Source organism: Bradyrhizobium sp., assembly GCF_035570375.1.
Lineage (GTDB): Bacteria > Pseudomonadota > Alphaproteobacteria > Rhizobiales > Xanthobacteraceae > Bradyrhizobium.
Genome location: NZ_DATMLW010000061.1, coordinates 16,187 through 34,441, shown reverse-complemented (window position 1 = coordinate 34,441; position 18,255 = coordinate 16,187). Strand labels below are relative to the sequence as shown.

Here is an 18,255-nt window from a genome sequence, read left to right as displayed (position 1 = left end):
GATGGCTACAGTCAGAAAACGCAAGCTTCCGTCCGGTCTGATTCGTTGGCAGGCGGGCTATGTCGATGGCGCCGGGGAGCGGCGTTTCAAGATGTTTGACCGGAAGGCCGACGCCGAGGCGTGGCTTGTCGAAACGGGATATGCCCTGGCGCGTGGTTTACACACGCCCGATAGCGTCTCGCCAACGGTGAAGGCAGCAGCCGAATTATGGCTTAGGCGCTGCCATGACAACGGGTTGGAGCAAATGACCCAGCGCGGTTATCGCCAGCACTGCGACCTTCACATTCTCCCGCTCATCGGCGCAAAGAAGCTTAGCGAACTTATATTCCGGCCGTGAACGCATTCGCCGATCAACTCCGCGCCAAGGGCTGTTCACCTGATATGGTCAGGCGCGTTGTTAAATCGCTTGGCTCGATCTTCCGCGATGCCCAGCGTCGAGGTCACTCCAATGCAGACCCGACTGCCGGACTAAAGCTCGACCTGCCGGAGCGGGACGATCCCCGCGCCGTCATTCCCAGCAAGGCAGAACTTCAGGCACTTGTCGCTGGAGCATCCGGGCGCCTGCGTCCGCTTGTCCTAGTCGGGACGTTCTGCGGTCTGCGCGCCTCAGAGCTTCGCGGTCTGCGCTGGAGCGATGTTGACTTCGAAGCGAGGGTCGTCAGTATCAATCAGCGGGCCGATGCCGCACACACAATCGGGCGCCTCAAATCAAAGAGCGCCTATCGCTCGATCCCGATGCCTCCGATCGTGCTCAATGCCTTACGTGAGTGGAAGCTCGCTTGCCCCAAGGGCGAACTCGATCTTGTCTTTCCAAATGCCATCGGTCGCGTTGAGTCCTATGCCAACATCGTTACGAGAGACTTCAAACCGCTTCAGAAGGCCCTAGGCGTAGCCTCCGAAACCGGAGAGGCGAAGTTCGGTCTACACGCGCTGCGCCATGCCTGCGCAAGTTTGTGGATTGAGCAGGGCATGAACCCGAAGCGGATTCAAAAGCTGATGGGTCATTCCTCGATCACGCTGACTTTCGATCGCTATGGCCACCTGTTTTCCGATGCTGGCGCCGATCAACGCGCTGCTGAGGAAATCCAGCGTCAGCTGCTCGGCTGCTAGGCGCAACGCCAGAGCAACATGAGGCGCCTAAGCTATTGATTACACTAACAGTGTAGTGGACTCTATATCTGCGGCTCGACATCGCTTTATGCGGTCTACACCAGCGCGCAGGGCGCCCTGAAGCCGTGAGTGCTTCATGTCGTTGCGAGCCAACGGGTCGCGCGAACGCGCGCCCGATGGCAGGCTCCGCGAAGCAATCTAGCATTTCGTCATTCCGGGGCGCGAGTGAAACGAGCGAGCTTTGATGTGCAATTGCACATCAGAGAATCCATGGTGCCGCAGGGATATTGGGAGAAATGGATTCCGGGCCTGCGCCTGACGGCGCATCCCGGAATGACGGCCTGGGTCATCGCATTGCTCCTCGCAATGCCGGTGACAGCTATCCGCTATTTCTCAATCCCGCCGAAATGCCGTTGATCGTGATCTGGATTCCGCGCAGCACCTGTTCGTCGGGGTTCTGCGCGCGGTGCTCCTTGAGCAGTTCCACCTGAACATGATTGAGCGGGTCGAGATAGGGAAAGCGATTGCGGATCGAGCGCTCGAGAAGCGGGTTGCCTTGCAGCAAGCGCTGCTGCCCCGTGATATCGAGAAGCATGTGGATCGAGCTTTGCCATTCGCGCCGGATGCGTCCAAAAATGCCCTCGCGTAAGGCGACGTCCGGCACGAGTTCGGCATAGCGCGAGGCGATCGCGATCGAGCTCTTGGCCAGCACCATGTCCATGTTCGATAACAGCGTCCGGAAAAACGGCCACTCGCGATAGAGCTCTCTAAGGAACGGCATCCCCTTGTCCGGATGCTCCTTGATCCACGCCTCCACCGCGCTGCCGAAGCCGTACCATCCCGGCAGCATCAGGCGGCATTGCGCCCAGCTGAACACCCACGGGATCGCGCGAAGATCCTCGATCTCTTTTGTCTTCTTGCGCGACGCCGGCCGGCTGCCAATGTTGAGGCTTGCGATCTCGTTGATGACGGTTGAGGCCCAGAAATAATCGGCGAAACCTTCGGTTTCGTAGACCAGCCCGCGATAGGCCTTGAAGGCCAGCGCCGACAATTCCCCCATCGCGTTGAGATATTCCGGATTTGGAGCGCTGTGCTTGGGCTGCAACAGGCTTGCTTCAAGGGTGGCCGCGGCAAGCACCTCGAGATTATTGAGGCCCACCTCGCTGTTTGAATATTTGCTGGAGATGATCTCGCCCTGTTCGGTGATCCGGATCTGGCCGTTCACCGCGCCACCGGGCTGCGCAACGATCGCGTCATAACTCGGGCCGCCGCCGCGACCGACCGAGCCGCCGCGACCGTGAAACAGCCGCAGGCGGACGTGGTGATGCTCGAACACCGAGACGAGGCCGATCTCGGCCTTGTACAGCTCCCAACCGGAGGTGACGAAGCCGCCATCCTTGTTGCTGTCGGAATAGCCGAGCATCACCTCCTGAACCGAGCCGCGGCTGTCCACCAGCTTGCGGTAATCATGCATCGACAACAGCCGATCCATGATGCGGCTGGAAGCCTGCAAATCCTCGATGGTCTCGAACAGCGGCACGATATTGATCGCGCTGCGGCCGGAGGGATCGACAAGGCCCGCCTCTTTCAGGAGCAGCGCGACCTCGAGCATGTCGGACACCCCCTTGCACATGGAAATGATGCATTGGGGGATCGCCTCGGCGCCGAATTTGGCATGGGCTTCGGCAGCCGCATGGAAAACGGCGAGTTCACCCACCGTTTCCTCGCTGTATTTCACGAATGACGAGGTCAGCGGCCGCGAGTTGCGCAATTCGCTCGCCAAGAGCGATATTCTCGCTTCTTCGTTGAGCGCCATGTACGACATGCCGGGCGTTGCCGCATCGATCAGCTCCGCCACCGTGCGCTCGTGCACCGCCGAATTCTGCCTGATATCCAGACGAGCCAGATGAAAGCCGAAACAATCCACCGCGCGCCGCAGGTGGCGCAGCCGCCCGCGCGCGATCACGCGCGAATTGTTCGAAATCAGCGAGCGATAGATGACGTCGAGATCGGCCTTGAACTCGCTAGCATGCGCATAAGGCGCGGCTTCGCCGACCGGCGCCCTCGTGGTTTCGACATCGAGCCGGGCAGCGGTCGCGGCAAGCCGCGCATAGATGCCGGACACGGCCAACCGATAAGGCTCGCCCTTTCGATGCGGCGAGGTGTCGGGCGACCGCTCGGCAAGCATCCGCAAATCCTTCGAGACATCGGCAAGATGCGCGGCCAGCGACAGTTCGGAGCCGAGCACGTGCAGTTCATCGAGATAAAACCGCAGGACGCGGCTCGACTGCATTTTCAGCGTGTTGCGCATCACCTCCGCAGTCACGAACGGGTTGCCGTCACGATCGCCGCCGATCCAGCTTCCCATTCTCAAGAATGATGCCAATTCGCCTTGCGCGGCGCCCTCGCCCTCGTTGAGCCGGTCTTCCAGCGCGCAATGCAGCCGGGGTACTTCGTGCAGGAAGGTGTAATCGTAGAACGACAGGCCGTTGGCGACCTCGTCGAGTACCGTGAGCTTGGTGCGGCGCAGGATATTGGTCTGCCACAAGGTCAGCACGGCACGGCGCAACTGCTCGTCGCTTGCCGCCAGTTCCTCCGGTGTGAGCTGCACCCGCTCGCGCCGGTCGAGCAGTGCGGCAATCTCCATCTCCCGGTCGATCGTGCTTTTGCGCCTGACTTCCGTCGGATGCGCCGTCAGCACCGGACTGACCTGGGCGGTCGCAAAGAACTTGCGCAAATCGACGGCAGAGGTGCCGGCCGCACGGGCATGCGACAAGGCCAGCGCCAGCGTCCCGGGGATTGGCGCACCCCCGGCCTTCGAGCGCATCCGCATCTGCCGAATGTTGTTCTGGTCTTCGGCAACGTTGGCAAGATGCGAAAAATAGCTGAAGGCGCGCACGATGCGCACGGTCTGGCTGATCGACATACCGTCGAGAATGAGCTCAAGCTCCCGCCGCGCCGGCTTGTCGTTGTCACGGTGAAAGCGGATCGAGGTCTGGCGGATGCGTTCGACCAGATCGAACACGTCGGCGCCTTCCTGGTCGCGCACGGTATCGCCGAGGATGCGCCCGAGCAACCGGATGTCGTTCCGCAGCCTTCTGTCTTCTTCGAGCGCCGAGGCTTCCTCGGCTCGGCTGGATTTGAGCTCGGTCTCGGAAGGCATGACCTGGGGTGACATCCCAAAAACGCTCCAGAAACGCCCTAGTGCGGCGAATTTGAAGTTCCTATCGGTATCGCGGCAAGTTTCATCATAGGAGCTTCAAATTCAAAGCCGCACTGGAATCAACAAGTTGCTAGAGCTCCTTTGATTCCGAAGTTCGCATCAGAGGTCGCCACAACAGCTTGTGAACTTCGGAATCGGAGCTCTAGTAGTCCGATTCTAACATTCGCATCCCATTGCCGCGTACACCTGCAGCAGCCTTGAGTCGCAATTTTTTGGCTTTGGCGCAAGACCAAGAAACGGGCGGGTGAACACCAATAATAGTCAGTGTGCGCTCGACATGCGCCCGGCGAGACAGCGAAGGAGGTCAAACGTCCGCGAAATGCGGGGGGCGCTTCTCGATATTGGCGCGCACCGCCTCGAGCTGGTTCGGGCTCCCCATCAGCTTCATCTGCTCCATGGATTCGGCGAGCAGCGCGGCGGCCGGATCGACGGAGAGATTATTGAGAAGCCGTTTGGCGGCGCGGATCGCGCCTGGACTGCGGCCTGCGATCTCTCTTGCGAGTTCGAAGGCGGCAGCGCGTGGATCATCGCAGACCCTGGTCGCCAGGCCATAGCCTGCGGCCTCCTGCGCCGAAAAGATCCGCCCGGTGTAGGTCAGCTCGCGCAGGATGTCGTCGCGCACCAGACTGGCCAGAATCGGCGTTCCGGCCATGTCGGGCACCAGGCCCCACTTGATCTCCATGATCGACATTCGTGCATCCACGCTGAGGAAACGCATGTCGGCGCCAAGCGCGAGCTGAAAGCCGCCGCCGAACGCGACGCCGTGAACCGCCGCGATCACCGGAACCGGAAGCTGCCGCCATCCCCAGACCGCGGCCTGCGGAAAGTTGGCAAGCCCATGGCTGCGTGCCGCAAGGTCGCGCTCCTTGCCGCCCGCAATCCCGCTGCCGCCGCTTTCCTTCATGGCGGCGAAGCGACCCATATCGAGGCCGGCACAAAACGCAGGGCCCTCGCCGGATAATACTACCGCCCGCAAGCCCTTCTGTCCGGCGAGCCGCTCGGTGGTCGCAACCAGCGCCTCGAACATCGGGATATCGAGCGCATTCATCTTGTCCGCGCGCACAAGGCGAACGTCGGCAGCACCTTCCGAGATCGAAACGGAGACGCGATCATCCATGGCAATCCTCCCTTGCGGCTGTTCGCCATGACCGCTTTACACGAAAGCATTGTCCGGTTTTAGTCGGTTGAAGCGTAAAGATTTTGCAGAGGGGAGACTCGCCATGTTCCGTGAAAAGCTTCTTGCAGGCCGGCGTATCCTGGTGACCGGTGGCGGTACCGGGCTCGGCAAATCGATGGCAGGGCGCTTTCTCGAGCTCGGGGCGGAGATCCATATCTGCGGCCGTCGCAAGAGCGTTTGCGATGAGACCGCGACCGAGTTGATGGACCTCCATGGCGGCCGCGTGACGAGCCACGGCCTCGATATCCGCGATGCGCCCGCGGTCGACCAGATGGTCGATACGATCTTCAAGGACGGGCCGCTCACCGATCTTGTCAACAACGCCGCCGGCAATTTCATCTCGCGCAGCGAAGACCTCTCGCCTCGCGGCTTCGACGCGGTCGCCAACATCGTCATGCACGGCACATTCTACGTGACCCACGCCGTGGGGCGCCGCTGGATCGCGGGCAACCACCCCGGCAATGTGGTGTCGATCACTGTCACCTGGGTTCGCAACGGCAGCCCTTATGTCGTGCCGTCGGCGATGAGCAAATCCGCGGTACACGCCATGACAATGTCGCTCGCAACCGAATGGGGACGCTACGGCATCCGCCTCAACACCATCGCGCCCGGCGAGATTCCGACCGAAGGCATGAGCAAGCGGATCAAGCCCGGCGATGAGGCCGGCGCGCGCACCAGGGCGATGAATCCGATGGGCCGGGTCGGCAAAATGGAGGAGCTGCAAAATCTCGCGGTATTTTTGATTTCCGGCGGCTGCGACTGGATCAACGGCGAGACCATCGCGATGGACGGCGGCCAGGCGCTGGCGATGGGCGGCAACTTCTATCAATTGCGCGAATGGTCGGATGCCGATTGGAAGCAGGCCCGCGAGCAGATCCAGGCGCAGAATGAAAAGGATCGCGCCGCAAGAAGCTAGCACAGTGGATTTGACATTCGCACCCGACCTGGCCACGGGTTCGTTGGCGAATGTCAAATCCCTAACTCCACCAGAAACCTATATTTTCCAGTGTGGGGTTCAGAAGTTCTCTTCGGTTCTGCCGCGAGTTCGTCAAGAGAACTTCTGAACCACCACACTGGATTCATGGTTTCTGGTGTCCTGTTTAATCCGAAGTTCGCAAGATTGGGGCCGCTCGCGTGTGCGAACTTCGGATTCAGGACACCCGTGGTCCTTTGATTCCAACATTCGCAAAAGTGCCTGCCGGGAAGGGATGCGAATGATCGGATCCCTGGCATCTCTCCATATTGTCTTTGCCGCGCAACGACGCCAATATTGCGCCAAACAAGAGCAAGACATCGGGAGGAGGACATGTCCGTTTCGTCGGCACCGGCAAACCTTGCCGAAATGGTGCGCACGCTTGCGAAGTCGCGCGGCGCTGAAATCGTCCTTGAATTCGAGGGACGGCAGACCACCTTCGCCGAATTCGACAAATTGACCAATCGCGTCGCCAACGGATTGAAGGCGCTTGGCGTCAAGCCACAGGAACGCATCGCCTATCTCGGCAAGAACAGCGACGTCTATTTCGAATTGCTGCTGGGCGCGATGAAAGCCAATGTGGTGATGACGCCCGTGAACTGGCGGCTTGCCGCGCCCGAAATCGCCTTCATCGTTGCCGATTGCAAGGCGCCCGTGCTGTTCGTCGGGCCGGAATGCGTGGCGCAGGCGCGCGCGATCCGACCGCAACTGCCGGAACTGCGCACGGTCATGGCCACCGAAGGCGGCGCGCCGGAATGGCAGGACTATGCCGCCTGGCGCGACGCGCAAAGCGCCGACGACCCGAAGGCCGAGATCAGGCGGCAGGACATCGCGATCCAGCTCTACACCTCCGGCACGACCGGCAGGCCGAAAGGCGCGATGCTGTCGCGCCAACCTTATCAACCTCATGGAGACCGGCGAGGGCGAAAAGCCGGAATGGAAACAGGTGGACCGCGGAAGACGTCTCGCTAGTGGCGATGCCGGTCTTCCATATCGGCGGCACTGGTTGGGCATTGCTAGGCCTCTATTCCGGCGCCAAAGGCGTGGTCGCGCGGGAATTCGATCCCACCAAGGTGCTCGACTTCATCGAGCACTCCAGGATCACGAAATTGTTCATGGTGCCGGCCGCGATGCAGTTCGTGGTGCGGCAACCGCGAGCGCGGCAGGTCGACTTCTCGCGCCTGAAATACATGCTCTATGGCGCCTCGCCTATTCCCGCCGCACTCCTGAAAGAATGCATCGAGGTGTTCGGCTGCGGCTTTGTGCAGCTCTATGGCTTGACGGAAACCACCGGCGCCATCGTGGCGCTGCCGCCTGAAGACCATGTCGAGGGGTCGGATCGGATGCGCTCGGCGGGCAAGGCACTGCTGGGTGTCGAGCTTGCGATCCTCGATCCTGACGGCAAACGATTGCCGCCGGGAGAGGTTGGCGAGATCGCAACATATTCCGGCTCCAACATGGTGGGTTACTGGAACCAACCTGAAGCTACCGCGAGGACAATTGACCGCGACGGCTGGCTGCGCACCGGAGATGCCGGCTACATGGACAAGGATGGCTATGTCTACATCCACGATCGCATCAAGGACATGATCATCTCGGGCGGCGAGAACATCTACCCGGCCGAGGTCGAAAGCGCGATCGGCGTGCCAGACGACACATGGGGCGAAGCGGTCAAGGCGATCGTGGTATTGAGGAAGGGCCAGCAGGCAACGGCTTCGGAGATCATCAATTTCACCCGCGAGCGCATCGCCGGTTTCAAGACCCCGAAATCGGTCGACTTCATTGAAGCCCTGCCGCGCAATGCTTCCGGCAAGATCCTCCGCCGAAATCTGCGCGATCCCCATTGGGCTGGCAAGGATCGTCAGGTGAAATGAGGGCGTTTTGGCCCTCGGGCTTGACCTCATTTCCCGCTGAACTTTGCCGGCGCTTTTCGAAGAACGCGGTGACGCCTTCCCGGAAATCTTCCGTCGCGCCCGCACCGCGTTGTGATTCGAATTCAAGGTTGAGCTGGTCTTCGAACGAATTGTCCGGGCTCTCCCAGTAAAGCTTCCGGATCAGCGCCAGCCAGCGTCGGACCATTTGCGAGTTCACGGGCAAGCTTGATGGTCTCTTGCCAAAGAACCGCGTCATCATAAACCCGGTTGACCAGCCCCCACTCCAGCGCCTTCTCCGCGGGCAACCGTTCGCCCATCAGCGAGAGTTCGATCGCACGCGCCCGTCCGATCAGCCGCGGCAGCAGCCAGGTCGAGCCGCAATCCGGCACGAGGCCGATGCGGCGGAAGGCCTGGAGAAAATATGCCGAGCGCGCGCAAAGGATCATGTCGCCCATCAACGCAAAGCTCATGCCGGCACCTGCCGCCGGCCCATTGACCGAGGTCACAAGCGGGCAATGCAGGTTGCGCAAGCGCCGCAGGAACGGATGAAACGCGGTCTCAAGCGCCGCACCCGCGCCGCTCTTGCCCGGCTTCTGGACGTTGCGGCCCTGCAAATTGGCGCCGGTGCAAAACGCCCGCCCGGCGCCGGTCATCACCAGGCAACGCACCTCCGCCTTTTTATCCTCGACCGCCTCAAGCGCCTCGACGAGGCCTGCCAGCATGTCGAGGGAGACCGCATTCATGACCTCCTGGTGGTCGAGCCTGAGAATGGCGACCGCTGCGTCGAAATCGAGCGTGGCGTGGTGAATTGCATTGGTTCCTCGCGAATTGTGTGCCGGGGCGCGGGGCTAAGACATACGGCATCCTATCACAGGGCGCGCGCCGGGTGAGGAACGGTAAATATCGGGGCGTCATGGACGCGTCCGGCCCCCAGCCGCCAGTGCATGTCGCAAGCAGAGCCCGAGGCAAGCCTTGCAAATCACCAAGCCCTGCAGATCACAAGGCCTGGTCAGGGGGACTTCGCGCCATGACCGTTACTGCATGTACCAGCGGGCGGCCTGCGCAGTTTCGGTGCCGGGCGACTTAAGGCAACGTCGCGCCGCCTCGATCTCGGCATCGCTCGCCCCATGGCCGCGTGCCCACATCTCGGCGGCGGAAGCCGAGTATTTGGCGACATAATATCGAACGACCGCACAGGACGCGCGGCGAATCACGCCGGAGCGCCCGCTCGCTTCCGCCTGCGAAACCATGCTTGCGCAAATGGCTGCGGCCCACACCCAACGTGACAACAACATTCTCCAAGTCCCCCGATCGCGATCAAGAGCTTCCATGCCAGTTCCATGCCAGGAACAAGCTCTTGAAAGCTCGCGCCAAAGCACCCCATGCTGAGCTAGCCCGCGCAACGAGTTGGGGACAAGTTACAGATCAACGGCGCTGGACTTCTCCACTATCTTTCGCGATTCGACGTGTTGTTCCCTCCATTTTTGACCACACGCCTTTCCGGTGTACGATCGCTCCTAAAGAAAAAGACGTTCGCGTGGAGGAAGCCAATGATCGGGTCATTGAAGGTGCTGCGGCTTGCGCTTGTCGTTGCAGGTCTCGCCGGCCCTGCGGCTGCCCAGCAACCCCCTCCGCCGATGGGACAACCGGCAATTGCACCCGGGGTCCCGAAATTCCAGCCTGAACCGTTCTGGCCGAAGCCGTTGCCGGGCAATTGGATCCTGGGCCAGGTCTCCGGCATCGCGGCCGACCGCAACGATCACATCTGGATCGTCCATCGGCCCGCAACGCTCGCCGACGACGAAAAGGGCGCGACCAAAAATCCGCCCGAGACCAAGTGCTGTACTGCGGCACCGCCGGTTCTGGAATTCGATTCCGACGGCAATTTGCTGCGATATTGGGGCGGCCCCGGAGAGGGTTATGACTGGCCAAAGTCGGAGCACGGCATTCACGTCGACAGCCAGGGCAATGTCTGGCTTGCCGGCAACGACAATTCCGATCACCAGATTCTCAAGTTTACCGGCGACGGCAAATTCCTGCAGCAGATCGGCAAAGCCAATGCGACCGGCGATTCCAACAGTCAGGACAAGCTTGGTCGGCCAGCGCATGTGATGCTCGACGAGCCGGCGAACGAACTCTACGTGGCCGACGGCTACAAGAACCGCCGGGTCATCGTGTTCGACGCCCAATCCGGTGCCTTCAAGCGTCTTTGGGGCGCCTACGGGCATAAACCGAGCGATGAAAAGATGGCCGCCTACCGGCCCGACGCGCCGCCTTCGGAACAGTTCTCCAACCCGGTGCATTGCGTCCGCATATCCAATGACGGCCTCGTCTACGTCTGTGATCGCGCCAACGACCGCATCCAGGTTTTTCGGAAAGACGGCAACTTCGTGAAGGAGTTCCGGATCGAGCCGGAGACGATGCAGAACGGTTCGGTCTGGGATCTCGTGCTTTCGGAGGATCCGGCGCAAAAATACATCTTCATTGCCGACGGCGCGAACGGTCAGATCATCACGATCAACCGCGGGGACGGCAAGGTGCTCACGCAATGGGGACGCCACGGCCGTCAGGTGGGCCAGTTCAAATGGGTGCACAACATCGCCATCGATTCGAAGGGAAACATCTATACGGCCGAAGTCGGCTTTGGCCGCCGCGCGCAGAAATTCCGCAGGGTGGAGTGATCGAGCGCGCACATCGTCCCCTCTCGTTTCAGCTACCGGGCAAGTTTGTCGATTTCGCCGCGCTCGATCGTCATTGTCACACCGGCGAAGGTGTCGAGAAGTTTCGCGTTGGATTCCGTGATCAGAAGCGTGGTCTCCTTGTCCTGTGACCGGAGCCGCTGGAGTGCTTCGGCATAGCGCTGCGCCAGCACAGGCGCGAGCCCCTGGAACGGCTCGTCGAGAATGACAATCCTCGTTCCGAGCATCAGAGCGCGGCCCAGGGCCACCATCTTGCCCTGCCCTCCCGAAACCGATCCCGCCGATCGTCCGGCGAGTTCCTTCAGCTCGGGCAGCACGGAATAGGCGCGATCGAGCCTGCGCCGGCTTTCCCGCGGATCGAGCCTGGCAACGCGTCCGGGGAGAAGGATGTTTTCCTCCACCGTGAAAGCGGAAAACAGGCGGCGATCTTCCGGCGCATAGCCGATCCCGAGCGAGGGGCGGCGATGAGGAGGAACGCGCCCAAGGTCCTCCCCACCCAAACGCATCGCACCGGTTGCTTCGGTGAAGCCCATGATGGTGCGCACCGTCGTCGTTTTGCCGGCGCCGTTGCGTCCGATCAGCGCCGCGCTTTCACCCGCCTTCAGGGAGAAGCTGACATTGCGCAAAACCGGTGTACCTTCGATCGTAACGTTGATGTTTTCCAGGCTCAGCATCCATCATATTCCGATCACGTGCTCGCGGACTTTCGGGTCGGCCAGAACTTGCACAGGCGTACCGATCTTTTGGATTTTTCCCATGCTCCAGACAGCGACCCGATTGGCATAGCGCTCCACCACGTCCATGTCGTGCTCGACAAAAACCGAGGTCACCTTCTCCCGCGCAAGCGCCCTGGTAAGGATGTCCATGATGCCGAATTTCTCGGACGAGGCGACACCCGAGGTCGGCTCGTCCATGAGCAAAAGTCTGGGTTTGAGCGCAAGCGCAAGCGCGATATCGACGAGCTTGCGCTGTCCTTCGGGCAATTCGCGCGCTTTACGGCCGGCAAATTGCCCGACCCCCACGAGATCGAGCAGCCGCGTCATCTCCGACACCTGCGGCAGGCCGGAGAGAGCCCTGAAGCCCGAGGGGTGTCCGTTCAGCGAAGCGGCCGCGATCAGCATGTTCTCCATCACGGTCTGATCGAGAAAGAGTTGCGGGATTTGAAAGGCGCGCGCGATGCCGAGCCTGGTGACGGTGCGTGGCAGTTGCGCGGTAATATCGCGGCCAAGAAAACTCACGCTGCCCGCCTGCGGCCTGAGGTAGCCGGTCGAGACGTTGAGAAACGTGGTTTTGCCGGCGCCGTTGGGGCCGATGATGGCGAGATTTTCGCCCTCATAAACATCAAGATCGATTCCGTCTGCGGCGATCACCCCGCCGAAGCGAATTTCGATCCCCTTCGCCGAGAGCAGAACCTTCGCCATCATTGCGCCCCTTGCTTCGCGCGTTTGCCGCGCTGCCTCAACCCGATCAGGCCGCCTGGCGCGTAGAGAATGATGACGATCAGCACCACGCCGAGAATGAGCTGCCAGGCGTTCGCCAGATGAGCGGCCGCATAGAAGCGAACGGCCTCGAACATCGCAGCTCCTGCGAAGGCGCCGAAGGCATGCGCGCCGCCACCGAGGATGGCGATGAATACGAACTCGCCCGACTTGGTCCAGAAGCCGAATTCAGGGGTCGCGATCTGCTGGATGATCGCCACCAGCGCGCCGCCGATACCGCCGAGAAAGGCAGAGAAGACATAGCCGACAAGGAGCACGCGGCGCGCCGAAGTTCCCAGATATTCCAGCCGCGTCTCGTTCGACTTGATGGCCCGCAACATGTGCCCGAGCGGACTGTCGAGGTGGCGCTGAACGCCGAGGAATGCCACGATCGCGATCAACAAGCTCACGTAAAGGACGACATACTGGAAGGTCTCCGGCGTGAAGGCCATTCCCAGAAGGTGCGGACGCGCCACGCGAATGCCGTCGGCGCCGTTGGTGTAGGAGAACATCTTTTCCAGGAGCGACCACAACACCATCGAGAAAGCGAGGTTGAGCATGCCGAAGAAGATTTCGCGGCAGCGCACCACGAAGAGGCCGACGATCAGTCCGAAGACGGTCGACGATACGGCACCAAGCAGAAGATAGAGCAGGATGTCGCCGCCACCGACATACTTGCCCCAAAACGCCGCGGCGTAGGCGCCACACGCAAAGAACATCGCGTGTCCGAACGACACCTGTCCGGCCTGCAACAGCAGGATGATTCCGAGCACCACGATACTCTTGGCAAGGATCAGCGCGACCAACGTGGCCCAGCTCGGTATAAACAGCGGCGCAATGGCGGCCGCCAGGAAGAACAGGACGGCGGCTAGCGTAATCGGCTTGGGACGGCGCCCCATCAGATTTTCCTCAACTGGGTGGCGCCGAACAGACCGTACGGCCGCACCAGCAGCACCAGCACCATGATCAGATAAGGCACCAGAACCTCGAACTCGGGCTGGATGTAGATGATGAAGGCGCGTGCCAGCCCGATCATGAGCGCGGTGACGGCCGCGCCCTCGATCTGGCCGAGGCCGGCTGTGGCGGCGACGGCGAAAGAAAGCACGATCATGTCCGTTCCCATGCCGGGCACAAGCGAGGTGGTCGGCAACGCAAGGGCCCCGCCAAGCGCGGCCAGGCTGGCCCCGATCATGAACGTGACGAGGTAAACGCGCCTGGCGTCGATTCCGATTGCCGTTGCAGCTTCACGATCTTCCGTGACGGCCAGGATCACGGCGCCGGCGAGGCTGTGACGGAGAAAATAGCGCAAGCCGATCAGGGTCAGCACGGCCACGCACGGCAGCAGCACGACCTGGTAGGAGGTGTAGGTGACGCCGAATACGGAGATATTGGGAAGAAGCTTCAATGGCTCGGCCGCGAAGATCGGCTGAACGCCCCAGATCAGGCGCTGCAGATTGTCCATGATCATGAAAACCGCAAATGTGATCAGAAGCTGCAGCACATCGTCACGCCCATACACCGGGCGCAGCAGGAAGCGCTCGATCAGCCCGCCGCACACAACGCCGATCACGATCGCTGCCGCCAGCAGCGCGGGATAGGTGAGCCATGGCGACAGCGGCGCGACGGCAAAGCTGAAGGTGGCGGCAAGATAAGCTCCGAAGGCGTAGAAGGAGCCATGCGCCACGTTCACGATCCGCAGCACGCCAAAAATCAGGCTGAGCCCGACCGAGACCAAAAACACCAGCGCGGCGTAGCTGATCCCGTCGAGGACGGCCAAAATGGCCAGGGTCGAATTCATCGGGAAGCCTTGTCCGTCCCCCGGAAAGGAATCCGGAGGACGGTGATAGCTAGTGCGGTGGAACCTTCAAATCGGCAGCACTCGTGCCGGATGAAGTTTGGTTGAATCGCTTCGTCAACTGGTTCGGTTCACCTCTCCCCGCCGGGGAGAGGTCGGATTGCAGAGCAATCCGGGTGAGGGGCCATGGTCTCACGCGAGATCTTACCCCCTCACCCCACCCCTCTCCCCTTGGGAGAGGGAGCACACTTTTGTTGCGGCCAGAGCTCGAACCTAACTTCATCGCGCTTTAGATCACTGCTTGTACGTCGGCACGTCCATCTTGACGAATTCGGGCTTGAGCGTCTTGAGCCACTCGACCGAGCGCATGCCCGGCGGGGTCGTGATGGTCCTGGGATCGAAAACCATCATGTCGTCGAGCACCTTGAAGTCATAACCGGGCATCGACTTGGTCACGCCGACAAGTTGGGCTTCCAGACCCTGGTTGTCATCTCGCCGCAGCGTAACCGGCCTGCCAAAGCCGGTTGCGAACTCGTCGCCGGCAGCCGCGTCCACCACCTGCTCATGCGTCGGCCAGTTGCCGCCGTTGGCCTTGATGGCCTTGTCGTAGGCCGTCTGCAGCGCCGCGAATGCCTGGGCCATGTGATAGACCGGATAAATCGGCCATGAGCCGGTCTTTGCCTTGAACGCCTCGTTGAAGGCCTTGAAGGCCGGATCGTTCTTCTTCTCCGGATGCAGGAACCAGTGATCGCCGCGCGCGCCGATGATCAGGCCTTCCGGCAGATCCTTGCCCAGCCGCTGGATCGATGATTCTCCGATGGCGAGGACGAAAGCGGATTGTTGCAAAAGACCGCGCTGGCCGGCCTGCCGGACCAGCGTGTCGAGATCGCCGCCCCAGCTCGTGGTCAGCACCACATCGGGACGAAGCGCCATCAGGCGCGAAATCTCGGTCGAGTAATCGGGAGAGCCGAATTTGGGGAAGAGTTCGGCCACCACCTGCACGTCGGGTTTCATCACCTTCAGCGCGGTTGAAAAGATCTCCCAGCTCTCGCGGCCCCAGGCATAGTCCTGATTGACGACGGCAATGGTCTTGAAATCCGGTGTTGTCTTGAGGAGATAGATGAGAACCGCGAGCATCTCGGGCGTAGCGTTGGCCTGGGTGCGGAAATTGTAACGGTACTTCTTCGCTTCGAGGATCGAAGCGGCACCGCAATCCCACATGAAGTTCATCACCTTGAGGTCTTCGGCGACCGGCACGAGCTGGTTGCAGCTGCCCGAGGAGATGGAGGCAAAGGTCACGTCGACCTTTTCGTCCTGCACCAGGCGACGGTAGTTCGAAACGAGCGCCTCGCCGCCTGCACCTTCGTCCACGAAGGACAGTTTTACCGGCACGCCGCCAATCCCACCCTTCTTGTTGATGTCCTCCGCAATCATCTCGGCTGCGGCTTTTCCGGGCACGCCAAAGACAGAGGCCGGTCCCGACAGGAAGGTGGTGATCCCGATCTTGATTTCGCCCGGCTTGCCCTGTGCATGTGCGGGCCCCGCCAGTATGGCCGTCGTGGCTCCGATCACGAGCACGGTCTTTAGAAATTGCATGGAAATTCTCCCTGGTTTTCGGACTCTGCACGCGGCCTTTGCCGGCTGTCTGGTGACGGAACCGGGTAAACCGGTCCGCCTTGCAGGCTGTCATGTTCTGACGTCATTATGAGGCGCGCCGTGACGAAGTAAATGGACAGCTTGGCCGCGCCTGCGTCGGGTATTTTCAAGCAACCCGTTGACCGGCCCTCGGCTTGCCGCAAGACCTGGAACACCGGGAGGTGATGACAGCGTTTGCATGGAAGAAGCTGGATTGCTTCCGCCCACGAGCAAGGGCGCTTCGGCGGACTCCAAGCGCGTGGGGAATGCCGGGTGCCAGCCGCACCCGCAGGTGTCCCGGTTCTGACATTCGTATGTTATCTCGGCCGGCACTTCTACGAATGTCAGAACCAAAGGGACACCTGCAAATATTGATTCCAGTGTGGTTTTGGATTTGACATTCGCATGGAAGGCTCGCGGCGATACTGACGCGAATGTCAAATCCGCCACACTGGCCTCGTGTGTGAAATGAAAAAACACACGAGTGTAGTCACGCGAGGACCGCTGGATCACCCGGCATTCCCGCACGCGAATGGTTTTAACGGGTTCCTTCGTGCTCTTCCCGGCGATCGGGCTTTTTTGTCATTAGCTTCTTAAGAACCTTCACCGTCCGCGCCTGCGCCGCTAAGGCGGCTATTGCCCGACGCCCCTTAGTTCGTGCGGTGCGGCGGCTTCTTCTTTCGATGCTGTGTCGGCTGCGTTGCCTTCGGAGGCTGCGGAGGTTGCGGCCAGTAGGCGCAGCCGAAGCTACAGCCACAGCCGGCACCGCCTCCGGCGGCCAGCCCTGGTTTTTGGTAGAGCGGTGGTGCTCCAGCATTTTCCTTGTCGAAGACATAGAACGTCGCCAAACTGACGTCGGAGATTTCCTCCTCACCAAGTAAGATTTCCTGCTTCTGCGAGGGCAGTGATGTATTCGCCGACGCTTCGCTGGTTGAGGCGCACGCACCGCTTGCCATCGAGAGAGACATGCCGGCAAACCCCAAGGCGGGTAAGGCTTTGCTCCGACGCTTGCCTATGGAAGAGCGTTTCGGCATGGCACAATTCCTACTTGCTTGGGCATACTGAACTAGACTGGCGTGATGAAATCCGACTGAACTATGCCGACGCCGGCGGCGGTCAACCCTCTGGCCAAGCGGGAAGCCGACTTCAGCGACGATAGATGACGGCCTTGATCCGATCCAGCCAGGAATACCAAGCTACTCGATCACCTCGTCCGCGCGGGCGAGGAGTGTGTCCGGCACCTCGAGGCCAAGCGCCTTGGCCGTCTTGAGGTTGATCATCAACTCGTATTTCGTGGGCGCCTGCACCGGCAGGTCGGCAGGTTTCTCGCCCTTGAGGATGCGGTCAACATAACCGGCCGCGCGCCGGTGCATGTCGATCGTATTGGCCCCGTAGGACATCAGGCCGCCGGCGGTGACGAAGTAGCGGAAAGGATAGATCGCCGGCAATCGGTGCCGAGCCGCGAGCATAGTGATCAAATCGCGATGAATCATCGCCCATGTGCTGGCCGTTACGATCAGGCCTGCATTCGCGGCGCGAGCGAATGCGGCGACGGTGCGCTCAATCTCGTCGGCGTCGCGCGCGCCAACCACGCTCAACTCCACGCCGAATGACGGCGCCACGGCCTGGATCGCGCTCAGCTGGGCGGGCCCTATGGTAAGATCCCGAACCACCGCCACCCGCGTCACGCGAGGCGCGATCTCTTTGAGCAGCCCCAGCCATTTCGCGCCGAAGCCGAATTCGTTAGGGGTAAAACCGGTGATGTTCCCGCCCGGGCGCGCCAGGCTCTCGACCAAGCCCATGCCGACCGGGTCGCCGACGTTCGCGAACACGATGGGCACCGTGCGGGTCGCCTGCTGCAGTGCCTGGACGCTTGGGGTGGCCGAGGCCAAAATGACGTCCGGCGCGAGCGCTAGAAGCTCCTCGGCATATCGGTGAAAGCGACCGGGGTCGCCCGCTGCCCAACGATAATCGATCCGTACGTTGCGGTCGGCAATCCAGCCCAGCTGCGCCAGCTCCTGCACGAACGCCGTCATGCGGGACTGTGCCTCCGGATCGTCGGCGGTGATGTTCATCAGCACGCCGATGCGCCGCAGCCGCTCGCCCTGCTGCGCGCGGGCCGCGAGCGGCCACGTCGCCGCCGCGCCGCCGAGCAGCGTGATGAAGTCCCGTCGCTTATGAAGAAGACGATTGGTCACGGCACCACCCCCTGGGCAGCCTTCCGTGCGTTTTCGACCGAAACTATAGCACACCCCGATGAGAGGAAACTGCTGCGCCGCGGGATTCCAATC

Annotated in this window: 14 protein-coding genes and 2 pseudogenes; 5 read left to right on the top strand and 11 right to left on the bottom strand. The window is 61.3% G+C overall.

Annotated features, from left to right (window positions below):
• Position 1 precedes the first annotated feature (1 nt).
• A complete protein-coding gene (locus VNX23_RS06895) occupies positions 2-337 on the top strand; it encodes a hypothetical protein (protein ID WP_325628436.1) in 336 nt (111 codons plus the stop codon).
• Positions 334-1,110, top strand: coding sequence for a site-specific integrase (locus VNX23_RS06890; RefSeq protein WP_325628434.1), 777 nt, complete (start codon positions 334-336; stop codon positions 1,108-1,110). The genes VNX23_RS06895 and VNX23_RS06890 overlap by 4 nt, the downstream gene beginning before the upstream one ends.
• Before the next feature lie 379 nt (positions 1,111-1,489).
• Here the strand turns inward: VNX23_RS06890 and ppc are convergent, their stop codons facing one another.
• Together ppc and VNX23_RS06880 are read right to left on the bottom strand one after the other, a co-directional pair.
• Positions 1,490-4,288, bottom strand: coding sequence for a phosphoenolpyruvate carboxylase (gene ppc, locus VNX23_RS06885; RefSeq protein WP_325628432.1), 2,799 nt, complete (start codon positions 4,286-4,288; stop codon positions 1,490-1,492).
• A 349-nt stretch (positions 4,289-4,637) separates the two neighbouring features.
• Positions 4,638-5,450 (bottom strand): crotonase/enoyl-CoA hydratase family protein, encoded by an 813-nt coding sequence (locus tag VNX23_RS06880; protein ID WP_325628430.1) that lies wholly within the window; start codon positions 5,448-5,450, stop codon positions 4,638-4,640.
• 103 nt (positions 5,451-5,553) lie between these two features.
• Here VNX23_RS06880 and VNX23_RS06875 point away from each other — a divergent pair, with 103 nt between their 5' ends.
• Together VNX23_RS06875 and VNX23_RS06870 are read left to right on the top strand one after the other, a co-directional pair.
• Entirely contained in the window at positions 5,554-6,426 is an 873-nt protein-coding gene (locus tag VNX23_RS06875) for an SDR family oxidoreductase (protein ID WP_325628428.1), read from the top strand.
• A gap of 390 nt (positions 6,427-6,816) precedes the next feature.
• Positions 6,817-8,357: pseudogene (locus tag VNX23_RS06870) on the top strand (fatty acid--CoA ligase).
• Positions 8,358-8,383: 26 nt separating this feature from the next.
• Here VNX23_RS06870 and VNX23_RS06865 read toward each other — a convergent pair.
• Positions 8,384-9,166, bottom strand: a pseudogene (locus VNX23_RS06865) (enoyl-CoA hydratase/isomerase).
• Positions 9,167-9,391: 225 nt separating this feature from the next.
• Complete coding sequence (locus VNX23_RS06860) at positions 9,392-9,652, bottom strand: hypothetical protein (protein ID WP_325628426.1); 261 nt, start codon at positions 9,650-9,652, stop codon at positions 9,392-9,394.
• Positions 9,653-9,907: 255 nt separating this feature from the next.
• Here VNX23_RS06860 and VNX23_RS06855 point away from each other — a divergent pair, with 255 nt between their 5' ends.
• Positions 9,908-11,038: a hypothetical protein gene (locus tag VNX23_RS06855; RefSeq protein WP_325628424.1), complete on the top strand. Its 1,131-nt coding sequence runs from the start codon at positions 9,908-9,910 to the stop codon at positions 11,036-11,038.
• A gap of 32 nt (positions 11,039-11,070) precedes the next feature.
• On the opposite strand, the gene VNX23_RS06850 is transcribed toward VNX23_RS06855, so the two are convergent.
• From VNX23_RS06850 to VNX23_RS06820, 7 genes are all read right to left on the bottom strand, one after another.
• A complete protein-coding gene (locus VNX23_RS06850) occupies positions 11,071-11,730 on the bottom strand; it encodes an ABC transporter ATP-binding protein (protein ID WP_325628423.1) in 660 nt (219 codons plus the stop codon).
• Positions 11,731-11,733: 3 nt separating this feature from the next.
• Entirely contained in the window at positions 11,734-12,477 is a 744-nt protein-coding gene (locus VNX23_RS06845; protein ID WP_325628422.1) for an ABC transporter ATP-binding protein, read from the bottom strand.
• Positions 12,477-13,433: a branched-chain amino acid ABC transporter permease gene (locus VNX23_RS06840; RefSeq protein WP_325628421.1), complete on the bottom strand. Its 957-nt coding sequence runs from the start codon at positions 13,431-13,433 to the stop codon at positions 12,477-12,479. The genes VNX23_RS06845 and VNX23_RS06840 overlap by 1 nt, the downstream gene beginning before the upstream one ends.
• Positions 13,433-14,332 carry a branched-chain amino acid ABC transporter permease gene (locus VNX23_RS06835; protein ID WP_325628419.1) on the bottom strand — a complete coding sequence of 300 codons (900 nt, stop codon included), beginning with the start codon at positions 14,330-14,332 and terminating at the stop codon, positions 13,433-13,435. Before VNX23_RS06835 ends, VNX23_RS06840 begins: the two co-directional genes overlap by 1 nt.
• A 291-nt stretch (positions 14,333-14,623) precedes the next feature.
• Positions 14,624-15,925, bottom strand: coding sequence for an ABC transporter substrate-binding protein (locus VNX23_RS06830; RefSeq protein ID WP_325628418.1), 1,302 nt, complete (start codon positions 15,923-15,925; stop codon positions 14,624-14,626).
• A gap of 689 nt (positions 15,926-16,614) precedes the next feature.
• Positions 16,615-16,998 (bottom strand): hypothetical protein, encoded by a 384-nt coding sequence (locus tag VNX23_RS06825; protein WP_325628417.1) that lies wholly within the window; start codon positions 16,996-16,998, stop codon positions 16,615-16,617.
• 162 nt (positions 16,999-17,160) lie between these two features.
• A complete protein-coding gene (locus tag VNX23_RS06820; RefSeq protein ID WP_325628416.1) occupies positions 17,161-18,162 on the bottom strand; it encodes an ABC transporter substrate-binding protein in 1,002 nt (333 codons plus the stop codon).
• Between the last annotated feature and the right edge of the window lie 93 nt (positions 18,163-18,255).

What these genes read in the sequence shown, in the direction of transcription:
- VNX23_RS06845 (WP_325628422.1), bottom strand. Translation starts at nt 12,477, where the DNA reads ATGGCGAAGGTTCTGCTCTCGGCGAAGGGGATCGAAATTCGCTTCGGC.
- VNX23_RS06825 (WP_325628417.1), bottom strand. Translation starts at nt 16,998, where the DNA reads ATGCCGAAACGCTCTTCCATAGGCAAGCGTCGGAGCAAAGCCTTACCC.
- VNX23_RS06855 (WP_325628424.1), top strand. Translation starts at nt 9,908, where the DNA reads ATGATCGGGTCATTGAAGGTGCTGCGGCTTGCGCTTGTCGTTGCAGGT.
- VNX23_RS06830 (WP_325628418.1), bottom strand. Translation starts at nt 15,925, where the DNA reads ATGCAATTTCTAAAGACCGTGCTCGTGATCGGAGCCACGACGGCCATA.
- VNX23_RS06850 (WP_325628423.1), bottom strand. Translation starts at nt 11,730, where the DNA reads ATGCTGAGCCTGGAAAACATCAACGTTACGATCGAAGGTACACCGGTT.
- VNX23_RS06835 (WP_325628419.1), bottom strand. Translation starts at nt 14,332, where the DNA reads ATGAATTCGACCCTGGCCATTTTGGCCGTCCTCGACGGGATCAGCTAC.
- VNX23_RS06875 (WP_325628428.1), top strand. Translation starts at nt 5,554, where the DNA reads ATGTTCCGTGAAAAGCTTCTTGCAGGCCGGCGTATCCTGGTGACCGGT.
- VNX23_RS06860 (WP_325628426.1), bottom strand. Translation starts at nt 9,652, where the DNA reads ATGTTGTTGTCACGTTGGGTGTGGGCCGCAGCCATTTGCGCAAGCATG.
- VNX23_RS06880 (WP_325628430.1), bottom strand. Translation starts at nt 5,450, where the DNA reads ATGGATGATCGCGTCTCCGTTTCGATCTCGGAAGGTGCTGCCGACGTT.
- VNX23_RS06895 (WP_325628436.1), top strand. Translation starts at nt 2, where the DNA reads ATGGCTACAGTCAGAAAACGCAAGCTTCCGTCCGGTCTGATTCGTTGG.
- VNX23_RS06840 (WP_325628421.1), bottom strand. Translation starts at nt 13,433, where the DNA reads ATGGGGCGCCGTCCCAAGCCGATTACGCTAGCCGCCGTCCTGTTCTTC.
- ppc (WP_325628432.1), bottom strand. Translation starts at nt 4,288, where the DNA reads ATGTCACCCCAGGTCATGCCTTCCGAGACCGAGCTCAAATCCAGCCGA.